21 protein-coding genes are annotated in these 21,914 nt (G+C 37.8%); 13 read left to right on the forward strand and 8 right to left on the reverse strand.

Annotation, left to right across the window (positions count from 1 at the left end):
• Positions 1–7 precede the first annotated feature (7 nt).
• The 6 genes from OLM56_RS04080 to OLM56_RS04105 all read left to right on the forward strand — a co-directional run bounded on the left by OLM56_RS04080 (position 8) and on the right by OLM56_RS04105 (position 4,624).
• Entirely contained in the window at positions 8–682 is a 675-nt protein-coding gene (locus OLM56_RS04080) for a uroporphyrinogen-III synthase (protein WP_264528411.1), read from the forward strand.
• Between the two features lie 76 nt (positions 683–758).
• Positions 759–1,781, forward strand: coding sequence for a uroporphyrinogen decarboxylase (gene hemE, locus OLM56_RS04085; protein ID WP_121375778.1), 1,023 nt, complete (start codon positions 759–761; stop codon positions 1,779–1,781).
• 60 nt (positions 1,782–1,841) lie between these two features.
• Complete coding sequence (locus OLM56_RS04090) at positions 1,842–2,216, forward strand: hypothetical protein (protein ID WP_182493175.1); 375 nt, start codon at positions 1,842–1,844, stop codon at positions 2,214–2,216.
• A 6-nt stretch (positions 2,217–2,222) separates the two neighbouring features.
• Complete coding sequence (gene hemF / locus OLM56_RS04095; protein WP_264528412.1) at positions 2,223–3,125, forward strand: oxygen-dependent coproporphyrinogen oxidase; 903 nt, start codon at positions 2,223–2,225, stop codon at positions 3,123–3,125.
• Positions 3,126–3,187: 62 nt separating this feature from the next.
• Positions 3,188–4,180, forward strand: a complete 993-nt coding sequence (gene hemB / locus OLM56_RS04100) for a porphobilinogen synthase (RefSeq protein WP_264528413.1) — start codon at positions 3,188–3,190, stop codon at positions 4,178–4,180.
• 54 nt (positions 4,181–4,234) lie between these two features.
• Entirely contained in the window at positions 4,235–4,624 is a 390-nt protein-coding gene (locus OLM56_RS04105) for a c-type cytochrome (protein WP_264528414.1), read from the forward strand.
• A gap of 54 nt (positions 4,625–4,678) precedes the next feature.
• Here OLM56_RS04105 and OLM56_RS04110 read toward each other — a convergent pair whose 3' ends face one another.
• Positions 4,679–5,122 (reverse strand): DUF1573 domain-containing protein, encoded by a 444-nt coding sequence (locus OLM56_RS04110; RefSeq protein WP_264528415.1) that lies wholly within the window; start codon positions 5,120–5,122, stop codon positions 4,679–4,681.
• Between the two features lie 182 nt (positions 5,123–5,304).
• On the opposite strand from OLM56_RS04110, the gene OLM56_RS04115 reads away from it, so the two are divergent.
• From OLM56_RS04115 to OLM56_RS04135, 5 genes are all read left to right on the forward strand, one after another.
• Positions 5,305–6,567 carry a sensor histidine kinase gene (locus OLM56_RS04115; protein ID WP_264528416.1) on the forward strand — a complete coding sequence of 421 codons (1,263 nt, stop codon included), beginning with the start codon at positions 5,305–5,307 and terminating at the stop codon, positions 6,565–6,567.
• Between the two features lie 8 nt (positions 6,568–6,575).
• The gene (locus tag OLM56_RS04120) at positions 6,576–7,262 is read left to right on the forward strand and encodes a response regulator transcription factor (protein ID WP_264528417.1); all 687 of its coding nucleotides are present in this window, start codon (positions 6,576–6,578) and stop codon (positions 7,260–7,262) included.
• A 68-nt stretch (positions 7,263–7,330) separates the two neighbouring features.
• The gene (locus OLM56_RS04125; protein ID WP_264528418.1) at positions 7,331–7,804 is read left to right on the forward strand and encodes a methylated-DNA--[protein]-cysteine S-methyltransferase; all 474 of its coding nucleotides are present in this window, start codon (positions 7,331–7,333) and stop codon (positions 7,802–7,804) included.
• Positions 7,805–7,815: 11 nt separating this feature from the next.
• Entirely contained in the window at positions 7,816–8,976 is a 1,161-nt protein-coding gene (locus tag OLM56_RS04130) for a serine hydrolase domain-containing protein (RefSeq protein ID WP_264528419.1), read from the forward strand.
• On the forward strand, positions 8,960–9,673 hold the full coding sequence (locus OLM56_RS04135) for a 3'-5' exonuclease (RefSeq protein ID WP_121375788.1): 714 nt from the start codon (positions 8,960–8,962) through the stop codon (positions 9,671–9,673). Before OLM56_RS04130 ends, OLM56_RS04135 begins: the two co-directional genes overlap by 17 nt.
• A 47-nt stretch (positions 9,674–9,720) precedes the next feature.
• Here the strand turns inward: OLM56_RS04135 and OLM56_RS04140 are convergent, their stop codons facing one another.
• Complete coding sequence (locus OLM56_RS04140) at positions 9,721–10,335, reverse strand: hypothetical protein (protein ID WP_264528420.1); 615 nt, start codon at positions 10,333–10,335, stop codon at positions 9,721–9,723.
• A gap of 198 nt (positions 10,336–10,533) precedes the next feature.
• Positions 10,534–13,491, reverse strand: a complete 2,958-nt coding sequence (locus OLM56_RS04145; RefSeq protein WP_264528421.1) for a S8 family serine peptidase — start codon at positions 13,489–13,491, stop codon at positions 10,534–10,536.
• Between the two features lie 225 nt (positions 13,492–13,716).
• On the opposite strand from OLM56_RS04145, the gene OLM56_RS04150 reads away from it, so the two are divergent.
• Positions 13,717–15,408 carry an ABC transporter ATP-binding protein gene (locus tag OLM56_RS04150; RefSeq protein ID WP_264528422.1) on the forward strand — a complete coding sequence of 564 codons (1,692 nt, stop codon included), beginning with the start codon at positions 13,717–13,719 and terminating at the stop codon, positions 15,406–15,408.
• A gap of 12 nt (positions 15,409–15,420) precedes the next feature.
• Positions 15,421–16,164, forward strand: a complete 744-nt coding sequence (locus tag OLM56_RS04155) for a hypothetical protein (protein ID WP_264528423.1) — start codon at positions 15,421–15,423, stop codon at positions 16,162–16,164.
• A 49-nt stretch (positions 16,165–16,213) separates the two neighbouring features.
• On the opposite strand, the gene OLM56_RS04160 is transcribed toward OLM56_RS04155, so the two are convergent.
• From OLM56_RS04160 to OLM56_RS04180, 5 genes are all read right to left on the reverse strand, one after another.
• Positions 16,214–16,873: a 3-oxoacid CoA-transferase subunit B gene (locus OLM56_RS04160; protein WP_182493189.1), complete on the reverse strand. Its 660-nt coding sequence runs from the start codon at positions 16,871–16,873 to the stop codon at positions 16,214–16,216.
• 2 nt (positions 16,874–16,875) lie between these two features.
• The gene (locus tag OLM56_RS04165; protein ID WP_182493190.1) at positions 16,876–17,577 is read right to left on the reverse strand and encodes a CoA transferase subunit A; all 702 of its coding nucleotides are present in this window, start codon (positions 17,575–17,577) and stop codon (positions 16,876–16,878) included.
• A gap of 63 nt (positions 17,578–17,640) precedes the next feature.
• Entirely contained in the window at positions 17,641–19,953 is a 2,313-nt protein-coding gene (locus OLM56_RS04170; protein WP_264528424.1) for a penicillin-binding protein 1A, read from the reverse strand.
• A 6-nt stretch (positions 19,954–19,959) separates the two neighbouring features.
• A complete protein-coding gene (locus tag OLM56_RS04175; RefSeq protein WP_264528425.1) occupies positions 19,960–20,445 on the reverse strand; it encodes a gliding motility lipoprotein GldH in 486 nt (161 codons plus the stop codon).
• Positions 20,429–21,742 carry a stage 0 sporulation family protein gene (locus OLM56_RS04180; RefSeq protein ID WP_121375797.1) on the reverse strand — a complete coding sequence of 438 codons (1,314 nt, stop codon included), beginning with the start codon at positions 21,740–21,742 and terminating at the stop codon, positions 20,429–20,431. Before OLM56_RS04180 ends, OLM56_RS04175 begins: the two co-directional genes overlap by 17 nt.
• Positions 21,743–21,914: the final 172 nt, after the last annotated feature.

Here is a 21,914-nt window from a genome sequence, read left to right on the forward strand (position 1 = left end):
CAGTAACATGTCTAAACCCATTAGAATTTTATCCACTAAAAAATTACTTCCCAATCAGAAGCAGTTTTTGCTGAATGCCAATTTCTCTGTCATCGAAGCCGATTTTATTGAAATTGTAAGGAAAGATTTTGAACTGGAAGGTTCTTTTGAAAACATGATTTTTACGAGTCAAAATGCTGTAAAAAGTTTTCTGGAGAATGAAAAAGCCAAAGAGCTCAAAGCCAAAAAAATATTCTGCGTAGGAAGCAAAACCAAAGCTTTATTAGAAGAAAACGGTTATAAAGTGGTCGTTTCAAGAGAATATGCTTCGGAATTATCAGAAGTCATCGTACATGATTTTCAAAAAGAAAGTTTTGTTTTTTTCTGTGGAAATCTACGACGAGAAACATTGCCAGAAACCTTGAAGAAATCAAATGTAGCTCTTCGAGAAATTGAAGTATATGAAACACTATTAACGCCACAAAAAATAAATTCACCAGCCGACGCATTACTTTTTTTCAGTCCGTCAGGAGTCCAAAGCTATTTAAAAGGCAATAAAATTGAAAACCAAAACTGCTTCTGTATCGGAACGACAACGGCAGAAGCTTTAGAAAAAATAACCAATAACGTAATAATCGCAAAACAGCAGACTGTTGAAAATGTGATTATTCAAGCCATAAATTATTATAACAAAAAGCTTTAGGCATTACGCCGTAAGCAAAATTTAAGTCATAAATGAAAGCTTAAAGCCTAGAGCTTATAGCCTAAAGTAAATAAAAATGATAAAAAACGACCTTTTCCTAAGAGCCCTAAATAAAGAAACTGTAGAACGTCCACCAGTTTGGATGATGCGCCAAGCCGGAAGATATCTGCCAGAATTTATCGCATTGCGTGATAAATATGATTTCTTTACGCGTTGCCAGACACCAGAATTAGCAGCAGAAATCACAGTACAGCCCATTCGAAGAATTGCACCTGATGCAGCGATTTTGTTTTCTGATATTTTGGTAGTGCCGCAGGCAATGGGAATCGAAGTCTTGATGAAAGAAAGTGTCGGTCCGTTTTTACCGAATCCGATTAGAACGCCTCAAGATGTAGAAAAAGTAATTGTCCCGAACATTCATGAAACCTTAGGTTATGTGATGGATGCTATTAAGCTGACGAAAGAAATGCTGAATGATGAGGTTCCGTTGATTGGATTCGCGGGTTCTCCATGGACCATTTTTTGCTATGCCGTGGAAGGAAAAGGATCCAAAAGTTTTGATACTGCCAAAGGATTTTGCTTCACGCATCCAGAAGCAGCTCATGTTTTATTGCAGAAAATTACCGATACGACCATTGCTTATCTGAAAGAAAAAGTAAAAGCAGGTGTGAATGCGGTACAGGTTTTTGATAGTTGGGGAGGAATGCTCTCGCCAGTCGATTATCAAGAATTCTCATGGAAATACATCAATCAGATTGTAGAAGCACTGGCTCCAGAAACGCATGTTATCGTGTTCGGTAAAGGTTGCTGGTTTGCCCTAAATGAAATGGGAAAAAGCAAGGCATCGGCTTTAGGTGTAGATTGGACGTGTTCGCCAAGAAACGCCAGATATTTGTCAGGAGGAGACATTACGTTGCAAGGAAACTTTGATCCGTCAAGACTGCTTTCACCGATTCCGACCATCAAAAAAATGGTTACAGAAATGATCAATGAATTTGGGAAGGACAAATTTATTGCCAATCTTGGACATGGAATTTTACCAAATATTCCTGTCGACCATGCCAAAGCATTTGTAGATGCCGTGAAAGAATATAAATAGATTTCAAGTTGCAGATTTCAGGCCGAAATCAAAAATTAAAAATCTCAAAATCAAGATAAAATGCTGACCAAAGGATTACGAGACGAAGAAAATGAAAGAATCAACACGATTCTAAAACAGTTGATTTCCTTGACCTACATTCCCGAAAATTGGAATTTAGATGAATTGGATAATCAATTAAAGCACTTAGCACTGACTTTTGAAAGTCTTTCAAGTTTTTCTTCTGATGAGTTGATTCAGCATTTGGAAAAATTTCACTTTGATTGGACAAATGCAGAACAATTTGCAGATTTTTTGGTACTGCTTTCGGCAAGAGCAGAAGAATCAAAAATAGGATTAAAAGAAAAAGCAGTTGCTGTTTACGAATACATTCAAAAAGAAAGCAAGACGTTTTCTTTTGATATTTTCAATAAGATTACTGCCGCAAAAGCATAAATTATAATGAAAAACAAATTTTACGCTTACATACAAAATCTTCAAGATACAATAACTGCTGGACTTGAAAAAGTGGACGGCCAAGCCAAATTCAAAGAAGATATTTGGGAACGTACAGAAGGCGGAGGAGGCAGGACTCGTGTTATTGAAAACGGAGCTGTTTTCGAAAAAGGAGGCGTTAATATTTCTGCTGTACATGGTCCGCTGCCAAAAGCGATGCAGGCCTATTTTAATGTGGGCGATGTTGATTTTTTCGCTTGCGGATTGAGTTTGGTCATCCACCCTAAAAATCCAAAAGTACCTACAGTTCATGCCAATTGGCGTTATTTTGAAATGTATGACAAGCAAGGAAATACGGTCAACCAATGGTTTGGCGGAGGTCAAGATCTGACGCCTTATTATTTGTTTGAAGAAGATGCTAAGCACTTTCATCAGATTTGCAAGTCAGCCTGTGATAAGCATAATCCAGAATTTTATCCGAAGTTTAAAAAACAATGCGATGACTATTTTTGGAATACACACAGAAATGAAGCTCGAGGAATAGGTGGCTTGTTTTTTGATCATTGCAAAGCTTCGGAAGAATTTACGTTAGAGAACTGGTACGATTTCGTAACAGAAGTTGGGAATAGCTTTCTTGAAGCGTATGTGCCGATTGTTGAAAAAAGAAAAAACCTAGAATATTCACAAGAAAACAGAAACTGGCAGGAAATTCGCCGAGGACGTTATGTAGAATTTAATCTGGTTCACGACAAAGGAACGCTCTTCGGATTAAAAACCAACGGAAGAATCGAAAGCATTCTGATGAGCTTGCCGCCGCACGTGCAATGGGTTTACGACCATCATCCAGAAGCAGGAAGCGAAGAAGAAAAGTTGATCAAAATATTAGAAAATCCAATAGATTGGTTATAAGTAAACATCGATTTTAAATTTCGGTTTCAACCCAAATCTAAAATCTAAAATCAGAAATAATTATGTTTCCATTACAAAGAAATCGCCGTTTAAGAACCAATGAATCCATCAGAAGCTTGGTTCGTGAAACTCATTTATCACCAAACGATTTTATGTTTCCGATGTTTGTGGCAGAAGGAAAAGACTATCAAGTTGAAATTCCATCAATGCCGGGAATCTACCGTCGTTCTTTAGATCTGACCGTAAAAGAAGTCAAAGCGCTTTGGGATTTGGGAATCAAGGCGGTCAATATCTATGTAAAAGTGGATGACAAATTAAAAGACAATACCGGAAAAGAAGCTTGGAATAAAAACGGATTGATGCAACAAACGATTCGTGCGATTAAAGATGCCGTTCCTGGAATGATAGTAATGCCTGATGTTGCTTTGGACCCGTATTCAATTTATGGCCATGACGGAATTATCGAAAAAGGACAGGTTGTTAACGATGCCACGGTAGATGCTTTAACTTTGATGAGTCTGAGTCATGCAGAAGCTGGTGCCGATTTTGTAGCGCCAAGTGATATGATGGATGGAAGAGTTTTAGCAATCCGAAAAGCATTGGAAGAAAATGGACATCATAACGTGGGAATCATGAGCTATAGCGCTAAATATGCTTCCTCTTTTTATGGTCCGTTTAGAGAAGCTTTAGACAGTGCTCCAGTTGATGTGAACGAAGTTCCAAAAGATAAAAAAACATATCAGATGGATTATGCTAATAGGATTGAAGCCATTAAAGAAGCGCTTCATGACGTTGAAGAAGGAGCCGATATTGTTATGGTAAAACCAGGGATCGCCTATTTGGATATTGTTCGAGAAGTAAAAAATGCCGTAAATGTACCAGTTTCTGTATATCAGGTTTCAGGAGAATATGCGATGGTTAAAGCCGCAGCAGAAAGAGGCTGGCTCGATCATGACAAGATTATGATTGAACAACTACACTGTATCAAAAGAGCAGGAGCGGATATTATTTCTACTTATTTCGCGAAAGAAGCGGCTATCATTTTAAACAAATAATTTAATTATCACCAACCCTGAAAGGGTTTCAAACCCTTTCAGGTTTTTTATACTATGAAAAATCTATTTATTATCCTCTCAATCTTATTTCTTGCTTCTTGCCAAAAAGAAGAAAAAAAAGAATCATTGTATCCAGAAACAACATTATCTGCTGAAGAAAAACAACTACAGCTGGGACAAGAAATATTTGACGGAAAAGGAATGTGCTATTCCTGCCATAAACCCGACCAGAAAGTTATTGGGCCAAGTATTATACAAATTGCAAAAATTTACAAAGAGAAAAATGGCGACATTAAATTGTTCCTGAAAGAGAAAAGCAAGCCAATTGTAGATCCGAGTCAATACTCTGTTATGAAAACAAATTTCACGATTACTAAGACTTTTTCTGAAGAAGAATTAAAAGCATTAGAAGCTTATTTCTATAGTCACTTAAAAGATAAATAATAAAAAAAAGCCATCTTTTTGAGATGGCTTTTTTTTTTATTCTATAAATCGAGATTATGATTGTGGCTCGATAACTTTTCCTTTGATAGTCAAGATTTTTGGAGTCTCAGTATCGTTAGTTGTTACAGTAACTGATTTTGAGAATGGACCAGGGCTTGCTGCATTATAAGTTGCAGTTACGCTAGCTGTTTCTCCTGGTTTGATAGGAGTTTTTGTATAATTTGTTGCTGTACAACCGCAAGATGCTTTTACGTTTGTAATCAAAATAGTTTGTTTTGTTGTGTTTTTGAAAGTAAAATCAAAAGAAGCTGGTTTTCCTTTTGCAATATCTCCAAAATCATGAACGTCAGATGTCCAAGTTACTAGAGATGGTTTTGATGCTGGTTTTGCAGGCGCTGCAGCTTGTGTTTTTGCAGGTGCTGCTGTTTGTGCAAATGAAGAAGCACTTAATAATAAGGCTCCAGCTAAAGCGAAAAATGATAATTTTAATGTTTTCATAGATCAGAAATTTTAAATTAATTTTAGATTTAGTGATTGGTGTTCCAAATGGACAATACAAATGTATTTAGTTTTTTTAATAAAGATGTTAAGCATTTTGCAACTCTTGTTAATGACTTGTTAACGGGTTGCTTTGCACCCTAATTTATAGTAATATCGTACTCTAATTCATACTTCACATATTGAAATTCAACAAATTAAATATTATTATTTTCATTGGATTGTTTGCTATCGTTGGCGTCCTTTTTATGCAATTGCTGACTCTTTCGCAAGCGTATGCTTTTGAAAAAAAGGAATTCAGCGAAAAGATACATTTTGCATTGCAGGACGTGGTCACAAAAATCCATAAAGACAACAAGACTGAAATTCCGATAACCAGCCAGATAAAAAAAATTACAGATGATTATTATATTGTAAACGTCGATGATGTTTTTGATGCGACGGTGTTAGAATATTACCTCAAGACCGAATTCCAAAAAGTAAAATTGAATATCGATTACGAATACGCCATCTACAACTGCGGTTCAGACGAAATGATGTATGGAAAGTACGTGTCTTCATCCGATAGAAAAGCACCGCGATGTGAAAAATGCTTTACTAAAAAAGAAGGCTTGGTGTATTATTTCGCAATCCGCTTTCCGCAACTCAAATACAATTACATCACGTCGCTCCAGCAATATTGGGTCTATACGGGAGTGCTTATTTTAGTTTTGGTAATTTATGTCTATTCGGTATTGCTCTTAATCAAGCAAAAAAAATACACCGAGCTTCAGACAGACTTTATCAATAATATGACACATGAGTTTAAGACTCCTATTTCATCAATCCTTATCGCATCCAATTATGCCAGTAATCAGGAGGAAATCGTTAAAAACCCAAAACTCTCAAAATACGTTCAGATTATTATCGAACAGAGCAATAAGCTGAACCAGCATATCGAAAAAATCCTGCATATTGCCAAAAGCGATTCGCATATGATGCAGCTTGAAAAGACACAATTCAATTTATTGGATATCGTTGGCTTGGCCAAAGAAACCATACTTTTAAAATACGACAAGCAAATTTCCATTGAAATACTAAGCGAAAAATCAGACTATCAAATTGTTGCAGATGAATTTCATTTCTCAAATGTCGTATACAATATCTTAGACAATGCTATAAAATACAATGACGCGTCGCCAAAAATCCAGATAAAAATTACAGAGAGTCCAAAAGAAATCAAGCTGGAGTTTGTCGATAACGGAATTGGTATTGAAACTCCCGAATTAAATGCTATTTTTGATAAATTCTACCGAATCTCAAGCGCAAAACGCAATGAAGTAGGCGGTTTCGGACTCGGATTGTTCTATGTAAAGAAAATCTGTATTTTGCACCAGTGGAAAATAACGATTAAAAACAATCAAGAAAGTACCGGTATTACTGTAACCATCAGTATTCCGAAATAGCAATCACTATGGAAAAAAGCAAAATTTTTTATGTCGAAGATGACGCTACCTTGGCGTTTTTGACTATAGATTATTTAGAGCAGTTTTACGACATTACGCATTTTTCAGATGGTGCTGAAGCCATAAAAAATTTCCATAAAAAAAACTACGATTTATGTATTTTGGATGTCATGCTTCCAAAAAAAGACGGCTTTGAAATTGCGCAAGAAATAAGAAACTCAAATGCTGAAATTCCGATTCTATTTCTTTCTGCAAAATCGTTAAAAGAAGACCGAATTAGAGGATTAAAATTAGGAGCCGATGATTTTTTAGTCAAGCCATTTAGCTTGGAAGAATTGAGCCTAAAGATTGAAGTTTTTCTAAAAAGAAGCTCTAAAGCGCCTTTACAAGTACAAAAAAGCTATGAGATAGGAAGCTTTCGGTTTCATCCAAATGATTATTGCCTGACAAGAAATACGGACAAAATAAATCTGACCGAACGCGAATCTGCTTTGCTGAAATTATTTTTAGATAACAAGAATGAAATCTTGAAACGTGAAAAAATCCTCACTTCGCTATGGGGCGATGACGATTATTTTATGGGCAGAAGCCTAGATGTCTTTATCTCGCGTCTTAGAAAGATTTTTAAAGACGAAGACAAGGTCAATATTGAAAATATTCCTAGGATCGGTTTCAAATTGGTCATGGAAAATTAAGAAGCTTTCGCGGCCTATTTTAAATCGGAAAGTTTTTTTTCATAACTTTAGATTTTAAACACTTTTCCATGTTACAAGCCTATATCAAAACACCACTCGGAATTGCTGAAATTTGCGGCGATGAAAACGGAATTTCCAGTATTACGGCATTTGATGAAGGAAAGCCGCTGTCTGACGATATTCCTCACGAACTCCAAGAAGCCGTAATGCAGCTACAAGATTACTTTGACGGCAAAAGAAACGATTTTACATTCCAACTAAATCCATCAGGAACTGATTTCCAGAAAAAAGTATGGAAAGGACTTCTTGAAATTCCATACGGGAAGACATTATCTTATCAAGAATTTTCCATCCGCCTTGGCGATGTCAAGGCCATTCGTGCCGTAGCTTCTGCTAATGGAAGAAATCCGCTTTGGATTGTAGTTCCTTGCCATCGTGTCATCGGTTCAGATGGTTCGCTCACAGGATATGCCGGAGGATTGTGGCGAAAAAAATGGCTTCTGGATCATGAAAATCCTGTCAAACAGCAAAGTTTATTCTAAATAAGATACGTATGAGATTTCTGAAAAAATTCCTTTTGTGGTTTCTGGTTGTTTTTGCCCTGCTGATTCTTCTGCTGTATATTTTTGATCTCAGTTATCTGATCCGTGCCGTAAGAATTACGTATCTGAACGGAGAAAAGACAGCCTTTCTTGAAGATTATGTAGAATTTCCAAACCGTGAAATACAGAAAGGAATCGGTCAGCCTTGGGCCATCAGCAAAGAATATAATAAGGCAAAACCAACGGATGAACTTGAAGAAACAAACAAGAAATTCAAGACGGTAGCATTCATGATTATCAAAAACGACAGTATTTGGTACGAAAGCTATTACGACGGATATGATAAAGACACAAAATCAAATTCCTTCTCGATGGCTAAAAGTATCGTAACGGCTGCGTTGGGAAAAGCTATCATGCAAGGGAAAATTAAAAGCTTAGATCAAAAAGTGACGGATTTTTTTCCAGAATTTTCAGGAAAATTTGGCGATAAGATGACGGTTGGTGATTTGTCGTCAATGTCTTCTGGATTGGATTGGGACGAATCCTATTACAGTCCTTTTTCAATTACTACCAGAGCCTATTTTGATGATAACCTCACGGATGTTATTCTCGGCCTAAAAGTGGTCGAAGAACCGGGTAAAGAATTTAAATATTTGAGTGGCAATACACAATTGCTTTCCATGATAATTGAAAAAGCAACAGGCGAGTATTTGGCTGATTATGTTTCAGAACACTTTTGGAAGCCGCTTGGAGCTGAGAATGAAGCGCTTTGGCAGCTCGATAATCCAAACGGAATTGAGAAAGCTTATTGCTGTATCGCAAGTAATGCTAGAGATTTTGCTCGCTTCGGGAAATTATACAAACAGCACGGCAAATGGAACGGAAAACAAATTTTAGATTCGGCTTTTGTGCAGCAATGCGTAACTCCTAGATTCTCAGATGCACCGATGTACGGTTATGGTTGGTGGATCAGCGATCATCTCAATAAGCCGCTTTACTACATGCAAGGACATTTGGGACAATATGTAATTGTAATACCAGACGATGATTTAATTATTGTGAGACTGGGACGCGAGCGCGATGAAAGAGCAGACGGCAATTTCCACAGAAACGATTTTTATGTATATATAGACGAAACTTATAAAATGATACGCCATGATAGACAAAATTAGCCTAGAAAACATTCTTTTTCTGGATATTGAAACTGTTCCAGAAGAAGAAGCCTTTAATGCCTTAGACGAGGAAAAAAAAGAATTATTTGACCAAAAGACGCAATACCAGCGAAAAGAACAATTTACCGCGGAAGAATTTTATGATAGAGCTGGAATTTGGGCCGAATTTGGTAAAATAGTATGCATTTCGGTCGGGTATTTTACTTTTAAAAGTGATATCCGTCATTTCAGAGTTACCTCTTTTTTTGGAGAAGAGAAGAAGATACTTCGAGATTTCAGCAATCTGCTTGATAATCACTTTGACAAGCCGCAGCATATCATGTGCGGGCATAATGCTAAAGAGTTTGACTTTCCTTTTATTGCAAGAAGAATGATTATCAATCAGATAAGGATTCCGAACAAGCTGAATCTTTTCGGAAAAAAGCCTTGGGAAGTTCCTCATCTGGACACTTTAGAAATGTGGAAGTTTGGCGATTTCAAGCATTATACTTCTTTAAAGTTGCTGACTAACGTTTTAAATATTCCCTCGCCGAAAGATGATATCAGCGGAAGCGATGTCGGACATGTATATTATGTAGAAAAAGACATTGATCGGATTATTACGTATTGCGAAAAAGATGTCATTGCTGTAGCACAAATTTTACTGCGATTGAGACGGGAAGATTTGCTTATTGAAGAAGAAATAATACATATCTAAATAAAAAATGCCTTGAAATTTCAAGGCATTTTTCTTTTTCAAGCATTTTATTTTTTAGAAGGATTTGTTCCGTTCGTTTTATAATAATAGTTGTCATTGCTATTGTTTCCATAATTATTGCTGCTTCCGTAGTAATAAGAACTTCCTGTGTTTCCTGCGTAAGCATTTCCTTTAACGCTTCCGACAGTATCTATTATTTGTCCATTACGACTGTAGATAAGTTGGAGGCCACCGACTTGAGACAAAGCATAACGATTATAAGTCATATATACAGAACCGATTCTTTTAATTCGATCTTGAGCGTCATAATTTATAAACACGTTTCCGATACGTCTAATCCTGCCTTGGCTGTCATGTTCTATTCGGATGCCTTGTGCTGGACGTCTTACGCCTGGAGCACCATAAGTGTTATTTACATTGGCACTTGAGCTTCTTTTGCCGTTTTTATAATATAGGTCACCGTCGCCAACAGTTGGTTCTGTATTAAAATCGAATTGGCCATCAGGAAAAACATAAAAGGCAATTCCCCTTTCAATAAATGTTATTGGCTCATCGTTAAAATTTGTAATAAAACTTTTTTCGCCAAAAAGTTGAGTTACTTCTGCATTCGCTGTGTTTCCAAGTACTAAAATACTAGCCACTAAGAGAGTAATTCTTTTCATAATCAAGATAATTGAGTTCCTGCCTACTCTTGCGATTTTCAGCTTTTTCGAACCTTAAAAAGTAAGGTTATTTAGCTTTATCCAATTTGCGTGCCAAAACTTTTTTAGAATAAAGAAGCTGGGCTGTTTAAAATAAAAATCCCGATTGCTTTTTTTGCAATCGGGACTAATTATCAGTGATTTACATTTGAAAATAAATTATCTGTTCAAGACAATTTTTTTAGTCGTTTTCAGACTTCCATTTTGGATAGAAAGGATGTAGACTCCATCCGATAAGTTTTCAATATTTAAAACTTCATCCGTATTGGCAGTTTCTTTCGTAAGAATTCTTCTTCCTTGGATGTCGTTCAAGTATAAAGTAGTTTTCTCAGGATTTTGAGGTAATCTTACATTCAAGATACCTTTTGTAGGATTCGGATACACAGAAACATTTAGCAATTCATTAGTATCAACGCTAAGGTTAGAAACGACAACATTACAGAAGTTAAGGCTAAATGCTGTAATTGCACCTCCATCGCCTTCATAAGGATCGACCGCATACAATGTCCATACTCCGTCTGCAGGCAGGTTGTTGAAATTGCTCAAAGCTTCAAAAGGCTGTACTGTCCCGATAATTGAAGGGGAAGTAGTACGACATGAAAAAGCACTTCCAGCATCGCTTAAAGTGGCCGAAATATTATCATTATCACCGCAAGGCTCTTGGAATAATTTAATAATAGGAGAGCCGATTGCTTCCGGTCCTTCCAGATAGATGGTCATATCTTCGATATACGTATGCGTAATATTGATAGTGGCTGTAAGGCTTCCAACAGTCATGCCGCCGGTTACGGTAATTGGTACAGAACCTTGTGAATCTTCAACATCTGCAATAGCAGCTTGCGAAAAATCAGTAGCAGTAAAAATATTATTGCACGTTAGGACTCCAGTCTTGAAATTGAATGCAGTGTTAGTAGCAGCTTGGCCGCATCTGTTTTTTTGCATTACTCTCCAAAAATACTCTGATTCTGTAGTAAGGTCGCTTAGAGCATAGAATGTATCTGTAGTTTCTAAATTTAGGATCAGATTAGCGAAGTTGCTATCTGTTGCGACTTGTACGATATAAGACTCAGCATTAACAGATGCTTCCCACTTTAACTCAAACGCAGTAGCTAGACCGGCTTTGTTATTTGTTGGCGTTAAAAGCACCGTATTTTGGAAATTTGTATTGTAAACTCTTAAGACAACATATTTAGTTTCAGTTTCAGCTCCACGAGTACCTTTAAGTCCAATAGTATACTCACCAGGAGCAACATTTTGAAGATTAGAAATTACCATAGAAACATCTCCATTTACTGAAGAAGAAGAAGTGCTTAAGTTAGCAGTAGCTCCAGCAGGAAGATCCACTACTGAAAAAGCAGTGCTTTGGGCAGTTGTAGTTGTATATCTGAAATTATAGGTTGCTGTATTAGTACTGCATATTGTCTGGTCTTCCGAAAGGGAAGTCAACGCAAATGTTGAAGTTACTCCTGTTACAACAAGAGAGAAATTTTGAGGACCTAATTGTAATGTTCCTTTGTGCGTCACAGTTATAGTATAAGTTCCTGAAGCTCCAGAAACATTTACTTTTTCGACGTTATCAACATTGTTATCGCCATTGTTTACCGCATTTGCAGAAGGATCAGCTAGCAATTTCCATGGGAAATACGTTGAAGCTCCTTTTGTAATTCGGATATCCAAGTCATTTACAAGTGCTGGTGTTGGGTCGTTTGCAATTCCATTGTTGTTTGGCGTTCCGGGAACATCTGTCCAAACAATAGTTGCCTGCAATGGATCTACACCGTTTGAATTTACGGTCATTGTAAACGTTTGTCCTTGTTGTAGTTTTTCTTCAGAAATTACACTGCCTAATCCGTTTGCTGTAATTGTTTCAGCCGCTTTTTTAGCATTCAGCAATCCCCATCCAAAAACAGCATCTGGACCTGGATTACCAGCGTCATCTGCCGTATGGCAAGCCAATGCTTTTAAGGTAGCCGCTCTCATGAAACGATTGTTCTTTATTCTATAATATTGCTGTAAAAGCAATAATGTCCCAGTAACATTTGGAGAGGCCATTGAAGTTCCAGAAAGAGTTCCATAGGCCGAATCCGATGTTTCAAAAGTTGAAAATAAACCGGTACCATTTCCAGTAATATCTGGTTTTATTCTAAAATCGTCAGTAGGACCTTGGCTGCTGCTAGAATTAATCGCAACGCTTGACAGATTGCCGGTTGCAGCAACAATAACAGCATCTTGTGCATTTGCAACGACAAGATTGTTTTTAGCTGTTTTATTCCCCGTTAGCTTGTCATATCCAAAAGCTAAAGCAAAAGGATTTTCATCATTTCCGTTATTTCCTGCCGAAGCAACCATTAAGTAGTACGGAGCATTGTAAGCAATTTCATCCCAAGCTCTGGTGTCGTCCGTATAACCTCCAATGTACCAATCCGGAGCGAACTCTCCACTATTCGGATTCACAATCGGAACCCCGTAAGAATGGTTAGAAAGAAGCATTCCTAATTGGATTTCTGCAAGCGCTTCGCTTTGGTCATTAGTCCAGTTGAAAGTCCTAACTTGTGCTTGAGTAGCCATTCCTTTTGCATTCGCACTAATTCCTGCTGCTGCAATCGTACCTGTAACATGGGTAGCATGGAAATTATTTCCTGTTGCGCCAGCCATAGCATCTTCAACAGTAATCCTACCTTGAAATTCACGGTGCGAAGCTCTGACTTTTCCTCCGTCCCAAACACGGGCTGTCATTCCTTGTCCATCCAAATTAAGGCCAAGAGCACCACCAGTATTTAAAAAGTTAGTTCTTGTCGATCTTGCCGCGGCAACATTGTTTAGCGAATAATAAATAGGAAATCCATCAGGCGTTACTTTCATCAATTCGTCGACCGTGCCGTTTTCATTTTTAAAAAACTCAGGCCAGTTTTTTGATTTCGCAACCTTTAAAGCATGTTCTTTCTCAATTATCGCTTGTTCGCGGTACTTTTCTTCAAGCTCCTTAAGCTTTTTTAAGTCGTAATTTTTTGTAATCTGCTCAATGTCATGTTTATCTTGTGCAAAACCTATAGAGGAAATAGCAAATAAAAATAACAGAGCACCTATTTTAAAATAGGAAGTGGAATTTTTTATCACTTGGGGTGCGTTTTAAGGGTTTTTAAAATTTTTTCAAATATAGCGAATTGTCTCATATTCAATAATGTTTTGAAAATTTTATTTCAAATAGCACTGAAAACAAACATATTAAACGAAATATGTAAGAAATACCAATGTTTTATAAAAGAATCATAAAATATATACGTCCAAAAAGGAACGAAGGTTTTATTTTTACGTACAATCGTTTTTGCTATTTTTATGCACATGAAAAAACAGCCATTGTTAGAAGTTAACAGCTTAGAAATTTCTTTTAAAAAAGAAGGAATCTTTAAGCCCATCATCAATTCTATAAGCTACGTTTTAGAAAGCAATGAAATTTTAGGAATTGTCGGAGAATCGGGCTCTGGGAAATCAGTTTCTTCTCTTGCCGTTATGGGACTGCTTCCTAAAAATATTTCTAAAATTTCTAATGGAGAGATACTTTTTCAAGGCAAAAACATAGCGCAGCTCTCAAAAGAGGAACTGCGAAATTTGAGAGGAAAGGAGATTTCCATGATTTTTCAAGAACCGATGAGTTCGTTGAATCCTTCCTTAAAATGTGGCTTTCAAGTAGAAGAAATGTTGCTACAGCATACCCGACTTTCTAAAAAGGAAATAAAAAAAGAAACGCTCGCGCTGTTCGAAAAGGTAAAGCTTCCCAATCCGGAGAAAATTTATGAAAGCTATCCGCACCAAATTTCTGGCGGACAGAAACAGCGCGTTATGATAGCGATGGCGATTGCCTGCAAGCCAAAAATCCTTATTGCGGATGAGCCTACAACGGCTTTAGATGTAACCGTACAGAAAGAAATTATCCAATTGCTCAAAGATATCCAACAAGAAACAGGGATGAGCATTATGTTTATTTCGCACGATTTGGCGCTAGTTTCTGAAATTGCCAACCGGGTTTTGGTCATGTACAAAGGCGAAATCGTTGAGCAAGGCGATGCTTCGGATGTTTTTCATAACCCGCAGCATATCTATACAAAAGCTTTAGTCAGCTCAAGACCTTCTTTGAATGTTCGTTTGAAAAGGCTTCCAACCATAAAAGATTATCTGGAAAATTCCGTGAACCCAGAAATTATTACTGCCGACAAGCGAAAAAAGGAACATGAGAAATTATATAGCCAAATTCCGATTCTCGAAGTAAAAAATGTCGAAAAAGAATATTTTTCTACGGCAGGATTGTTTGGAAAAAGAACTGGTTTTAAAGCCGTGAATGATGTCAGTTTTAAGATTTATGAAGGCGAGACACTGGGACTTGTTGGCGAATCGGGATGCGGAAAATCGACTCTAGGAAATGCCATACTGCAATTAGATAAAGCAACGGCAGGCCAGATTTTTTATAGAGGTGTCGATATTATGAAACTTCCCAAAAAAGATATCCGAACTTTGAGAAAAGAAATCCAGATTATCTTTCAAGATCCGTATTCGTCTTTAAATCCTAGAATTCCTGTTGGTAAAGCCATTATGGAACCGATGAAAGTCCATAAGTTGTATAAAAATGATATAGAGCGCAAAGCAAAAACCATCGAGATTTTAGAAAGAGTAGGATTAGGCGAAGAGTATTTTGATCGGTATCCGCATGAATTTTCTGGAGGACAACGACAGCGAATCGGAATTGCCAGAACGATTGCCCTTCAGCCAAAATTAATTGTCTGTGATGAGTCAGTTTCTGCTTTAGACATTTCGGTTCAAGCGCAAGTGTTGAATCTTTTGAATGAGCTGAAAGAGAATTTCGGATTTACTTATATCTTTATTTCACATGACTTGGCTGTTGTAAAATACATGTCAGATCAGGTTTTGGTCATGAGCAAAGGCAAGATTGAAGAAATGGCCGATGCAGATGTCCTATATGAAAATCCACAGAAAGAATACACGAAAAAATTAATTGCGGCCATACCGAAAGGAAATTAAAAGACGAATTCTATGAAATACATCCTGACCTTGCTTTTTTTCGCATGCCTTTCCTGTTCTGATAAAAAAACGGAAACAGAAGAAATTGCTGTCCAGACAGAACCGGAGACTATTCCTATAACTGAAATTACTTCCTTGAAAAAAGACTCGTTGATGTTAGATGCTATAGGAAGCAATATCTCCGCAGACAAAGTTGTAATTACAGAATTGAAAAGAACTTATGATAAAGACAGTATCGGTACTGCTTTTTTTGCCATTGATTTTTTCAAGAATGCTAAGAAAGTTTATTCACACCCTGTCAGAATTGATTTTGGAAGAGAAGAAGGAGCCGAGTGGAGTATCAATCAAGAATTCATGACCGATTCAAAGCAAGCGAGTACTGATAAGCGATTTGTTCATTGCGATAATGGCATTGCGGCTTGCGGCTATACTCACACGCAATTTCTGTTCTTTTTAGGAGAAGATGGCATCCAGCTGGTTTCGCAATGGGATTCCATGTGGGACAGCGGTTATGGAGTTGATTCCGAGTTTACGCCTGATTTTAAAACTAATCCGATAACGTCTTTTGTGGTAAAAACCGTAGATGTTTCTCCTGACGAAACCGTCAAAGACACGATTGACAGATTGGTCGTTTCTTATTCGGATTCTACTTGTTATAATTTTGAAAACGGGAAGTGGAAAAAAAACCAGTTATCTGAAAAAGGAAAGGTGTATCGGACAGAGAAATTTACTTTTGACGAATATCATAAACAATAATAGAAAAAGCCGCAGTTTGATTTGCGGCTTTTTTAAATTTATGAAGAATTTAATCGATAATCATTTCCGGAATAGTTCCTTCAATAATCAGATTTCCTTCTGTTGCTCTTTTGATGTCTTCAACCGAAACGCCAGGCGCTCTTTCTAAAAGCTTAAAACCTTCAGGAACGATTTCTAAAACTGCCAATTCGGTTACTACTTTTTTCACGCAGCCAACGCCTGTCAAAGGTAAAGAACATCTTTTTAGAAGTTTTGATTCTCCTGCTTTGTTCACGTGCATCATCGCTACGATAATGTTTTCTGCAGAGGCTACTAAATCCATAGCACCACCCATTCCTTTGACCATTTTGCCTGGAATTTTCCAGTTGGCGATATCACCGTTTTCGGCAACTTCCATCGCTCCAAGAATTGTCAAGTCTACTTTTTGGCTGCGGATCATTCCGAAACTAAAAGCAGAATCGAAAAAACTAGCACCGGGAAGGGTCGTAATGGTTTGTTTTCCTGCGTTGATAACATCGGCATCTTCTTCGCCTTCAAACGGGAAAGGGCCCATTCCAAGCACTCCGTTTTCGCTTTGGAATTCTACGGAAATATCTTCTCTAACATAATTGGCAACCAAAGTTGGGATACCGATTCCAAGATTGACGAAATATTTGTCTTTTACTTCTTTGGCGATTCGTTTTGCAATATCTTCTTTACTAAGTGCCATAATTAGTTTTTTTGTCTTACGGTTCGTTGTTCAATTCTTTTCTCAAATTTTTCGCCTTGGAAGATGCGCTGCACCATGATTCCCGGAATGTGGATTTGGTTCGGATCAAGTACGCCAGCTGGCACTAATTCCTCTACTTCGGCGATTGTAATTTTTGCAGCTCCGGCCATGCAAGCATTAAAATTTCTTGCCGTTCCTTTAAAGATGAGGTTGCCAGCTTCATCGCCTTTCCAAGCTTTTACGATTGAAAAATCGGCTTTGAAGGCTTCTTCCATGATGTGCATTTTTCCGTTGAATTCACGCGCTTCTTTTCCTTCTGCTACTTCGGTTCCGTAACCAGCAGGCGTAAAAAAGGCTGGAATTCCAGCTTGCGCAGCGCGGCATTTTTCAGCTAAAGTTCCTTGTGGTGTCAATTCTACGTCTAATTCTCCAGAAAGCATTTGGCGTTCGAATTCAGCATTTTCTCCTACATAAGAAGAAATCATCTTTTTTATCTGGCGTTTTTGAAGCAATAATCCTAATCCAAAGTCATCTACTCCTGCATTATTTGAAATACAAGTCAGATCCGTTACTTCAAGTTTTACTAATTCTGCGATGCTATTTTCTGGGATGCCGCACAGACCGAAACCGCCAAGCATAATAGTCTGCCCATTTTGAATATCTTTCAGTGCATCGGCAACAGATGCGACTTTTTTATTAATCATATAATGAATGTTTGTTTTGGACGATAAATATATAAAAAAAACGCCTTAAAAAAGGCGTTTCTATTAAAAATCAAATTCGTCTGTATTTTGTTCTTCTTGGTCGACAGCTGTCGTATCTTTTACGGGTGGTTTCCAGCAATCTACTTTGATTGACAGGTTCGCTGGCCTTTCAAAAGGTTCTTTAGAAACGTTCAGTTCTTTGTCTGCGTAGCATTTTTTCATGAACAATCCCCAGATTGGTAAAGCCATTACGGCACCTTGTCCATAGGTGATGCTTTTGAAGTGGGCAGAACGGTCTTCATTTCCGACCCATACGCCTGTCGCTAAATTCGGAACCATTCCTACAAACCAACCGTCTGATTGGTTTTGGGTTGTTCCTGTTTTTCCTGCAATCGGGTTTCTTAATACATACGGATAGCCGGTCATCATTTCATAACCGAAACCACCGCCGTCTGTTCTCAAACGTCCTCCAGAACCGGATTCGGTAACACCTTCTAGAAGTTTGATTACTGCATAAGCAATGTCTTTGTTCAGTACATCGTGAGATTCTGGAACAGTTTCGTAAAGGATTACGCCATTCTTATCTTCTATTCTTGTGATTACTTGAGGTTTTATGTAAACGCCTTGATTGGCAAAAGTGCTATAGGCTGCTACCATATCTTCTACTGTAATTTCGACCGCTCCTAGAGCGATAGAAGGTTGTGAAGGTATGTTTGATTTCACGCCTAATTTTTTCACCAAATCGATTACAGCATCAGGACCGACTTTGTCTATCAATTTAGCAGAAACGGTATTGATGGATTGCGCCAATGCATATTTCAAGGTCACCATTCCTTTATAGGTTCCGTTGGAATTTCGAGGTGTCCATGTTTCAGTTACATTGTGTCTTCCTTTTGGAATGGTATACGGAGCATCAATAATAGAATCGCATGGAGAATATCCTTGCTGTTCAATTGCAGCGGCATATACAAAAGGCTTAAATGTAGATCCGACTTGTCTTGCGCCTTGTCCAACGTGATCGTATTGGAAATGTTTGTAGTTGATACCGCCAACCCAAGCTTTTACATGGCCAGTTCTTGGCTCCATAGCCATAACTCCAGTCTGAAGAAAATGCTTGTAGTATCGGATAGAATCGTTAGGCGTCATGATTGTATCTCTTTCACCTTTCCAGGTAAATACAGTCATGTCGGTCTTAACGCTGAACGATTTTATGATTTCACTTTCGCTTTTTCCTTGGCTGCTCATCTGTCTCCATCTTTCGGAAGCTTTTCTAGCACGATCCATTAATTTTTCGGTTTCGGCATCGGACAGCTTGATGAATGGTGCGTTTTTGTTTGTTTTGGCTTGCTTGAAAAATTCTTTTTGAAGGTTTGCCAAATGAGCATCTACGGCTTCTTCAGCATACAATTGCATTCTAGAATCGATAGTCGTGTAGATTTTTAGTCCGTCGCGATAAATGTCATATTCAGTACCGTCCTTTTTTGGATTGTCTTTTGCCCAAGTTTTCATGAAATCACGAAGGTATTCTCTGAAATAAGTCGCAATTCCTTCATTATGGCTTTCTGGGTGATAGTCAAGAACCAAAGGCTTTTTAGACAAAGATTCTTTTGCCGCTTCTTCTAGGAAGCCGTTTTTAACCATTTGTCCTAGAACTGTGTTTCTTCTTTTGAAAACAAGTTCTTTTCTTTTTTCTTTAATCGGATTGAAAAGGGAAGGATTTTTTAGCATTCCAACCAAAACAGCGCCTTCCTCAATTTTTAAATCGCGAGGTTCTTTTCCGAAGTATACTTTTGCGGCAGAACGTATTCCTACGGCATTATTGACAAAATCGGCTTTATTGAAATACATCGCAATGATTTCCTGTTTGGTATATTGTCTTTCCAAGCGAGTTGCGATAATCCATTCTTTTACTTTTTGAACCATCCTGAATGGCAAGAATCTTGATCCTTCACCATGGAAAAGCAATTTTGCTAACTGCTGAGAAATTGTACTGGCTCCGCCACTTGTACCTAGGCTAGTGACAGCTCTTAGAGTTCCTCTGGCATCGATTCCTGAGTGGTCATAGAATCGTTCGTCCTCTGTAGCAACCAAAGCATCTACTAAGTGTTTTGGAAGATCAGAATATTTTATCGCAGTTCTGTTTTCGTTGTAAAACTTACCGATGGTTTCTCCGTCAGAAGAAATAACTTCGGTTGCCAAGTTAGATTCTGGATTTTCAAGTTCTTCAAAGGAAGGCATAGAACCGAAAAGCCCCCAAGATGCTAAAAGAAAGAATAGAATTACTCCTCCAGTTCCATACAGAAATATCTTCCAGAATTTTCTGTTGTAGTATGCTATATCTTTAACTTGTGTGCTGTTATTTTTTTTAGTTGCCATAACTTTTTAATCTAATTTTTCTACTCTAAAGCCGACTTCTGTTACTCCTGCCAACTCTTGTACTCCTGCTACTTTTCCAGTCTGGCGTACCGCTTGCTGAATTCCAATCTTATAATCTCCAACGGATTGGAATTTATATTTTTCCTTAAAATAAAGCTTACTTTCTTTAATATCAGAAAAGCCGCTGCCTAGCAAAGTACCATCTGGATTTGCCATCTGGTATTCAAGAGTGTCTACTTTTGTCAAGCCGCCCGGAGCTTCCATAGCCACAATCAAAAAGATATTGTTGAAAGGATAATCGTTATTAGAACGCAGGTTCACAAACAGATCATAGGCTTTAGTAGTGTCTTGATTGTTATAGATAAAGTAAGCAATGCTGTCTTTATGCCATGTTTTTCCAAGCGATTTGTATTGGTCAAAGACTCTTTTTTTATCGCAGGAAACCAAAAGCAGTACTGTGAAAACAAAAAGAAGGCTATTTTTTAGGCTCATTTTTTTTGACAGGTGTTATTTTGTTATCCGGTTTTTTTTCGTTTGCAGGTCTAGGAGGCCTGTTTTTTTGATTGTTTCTGTTCGGGTTGTTATTTCTATTCTGATTTGCGTTTGGATTTTTATTTTCTCCAGCCGGTTTTTCAGTTGCTGTGTTTTCGCCTGCCGCCGCTGGTTTGCGTTTTTTGTTTGGCCTTTTCTTTTTCTTTGGCTGGTCAAAACGCGTCAAGCTTTCTTGACCCATCGCATTATTGAAATCTTTTTCTGGTTCTTGAGTTACTTCAAGAGCATAGTCTTCTAACGAAGAAACGCGCTTTTTCTGTTTATTTTCAGCAATAATTTCATTTACCTGGTCTACTTTCAGTACATGCCAATTGGCAAAATTATTGGTATAGGCGAACCACATCAGCCCTTTGAAAATGTCTTGTTTCTGGCAGATGGCATCTCCTTTTTCGGTCACCAATTTGGTGTCGAAATCAGGAAAATGTTGCAAGGCATCCATGTAAGTATCGAGCTCGTAATTCAAGCAACATTTCAATTTCCCGCACTGACCAGCTAGTTTTTGAGGATTCAATGATAGTTGCTGGTATCTTGCTGCTGATGTATTTACGCTTCTGAAATCAGTCAGCCAAGTGGAACAGCAAAGTTCTCTTCCGCACGATCCAATTCCTCCCAAACGGGCTGCTTCTTGACGGAAACCGACTTGTTTCATTTCGATTCTAGTGCTAAATTCTCTAGCAAAATCTTTGATCAATAGCCTGAAATCGACACGGTCATTTGCTGTATAATAAAAAGTTGCTTTTGAACCGTCACCTTGAAATTCGATATCCGAAATTTTCATTTCCAGTTTTTGAGCGATTGCCAATTCGCGTGCGCGAACTTTCATAGGCTCTTCTTTTGCGCGGGCTTCAGACCAGATATCAATATCTTTTTGTGATGCTTTTCGGTAAATTTTCGGTATTTCATTGCTGGTATGGTTTACCGCTTTTTTCTTCATTTGGATTTTTACCAATTCTCCGGTCAATGTCACAATTCCCACATCGTGTCCAGGAGAAGCTTCAGTAGCGACAATATCTCCGATGCTTAGTGTAAGTTTTTCGGCATTTCGGTAAAATTCTTTCCTTCCGTTTTTGAAACGTACTTCGACACAATCAAAAGGAGCTTCTCCGTTAGGAAGGCTCATGTTAGACAGCCAGTCGAATACGGTTAACTTGTTGCAGCTGTCGGTGCCGCAAGTCCCTTTATTTTGACAGCCCTTTGGCGCACTGCCATCAGACGTTGAACAACTTGTACAGGCCATAATTTTATATAGATGTTGCGATTAATGCAACTTAAAATTCGTAAAATGTTTTGTGCGTAAAGATAGCATTTTTACTTTTAATGATGCAAAGCGTGTAACTTGTTGCCAGTCAATGAAAAAACAAAACCTATTCCATGACTATGGAATAGGTTTTAACGTAAATAAAGTAAAA

The organism is Flavobacterium sp. N2550 (assembly GCF_025947265.1).
GTDB classification, from domain to species: domain Bacteria; phylum Bacteroidota; class Bacteroidia; order Flavobacteriales; family Flavobacteriaceae; genus Flavobacterium; species Flavobacterium endophyticum.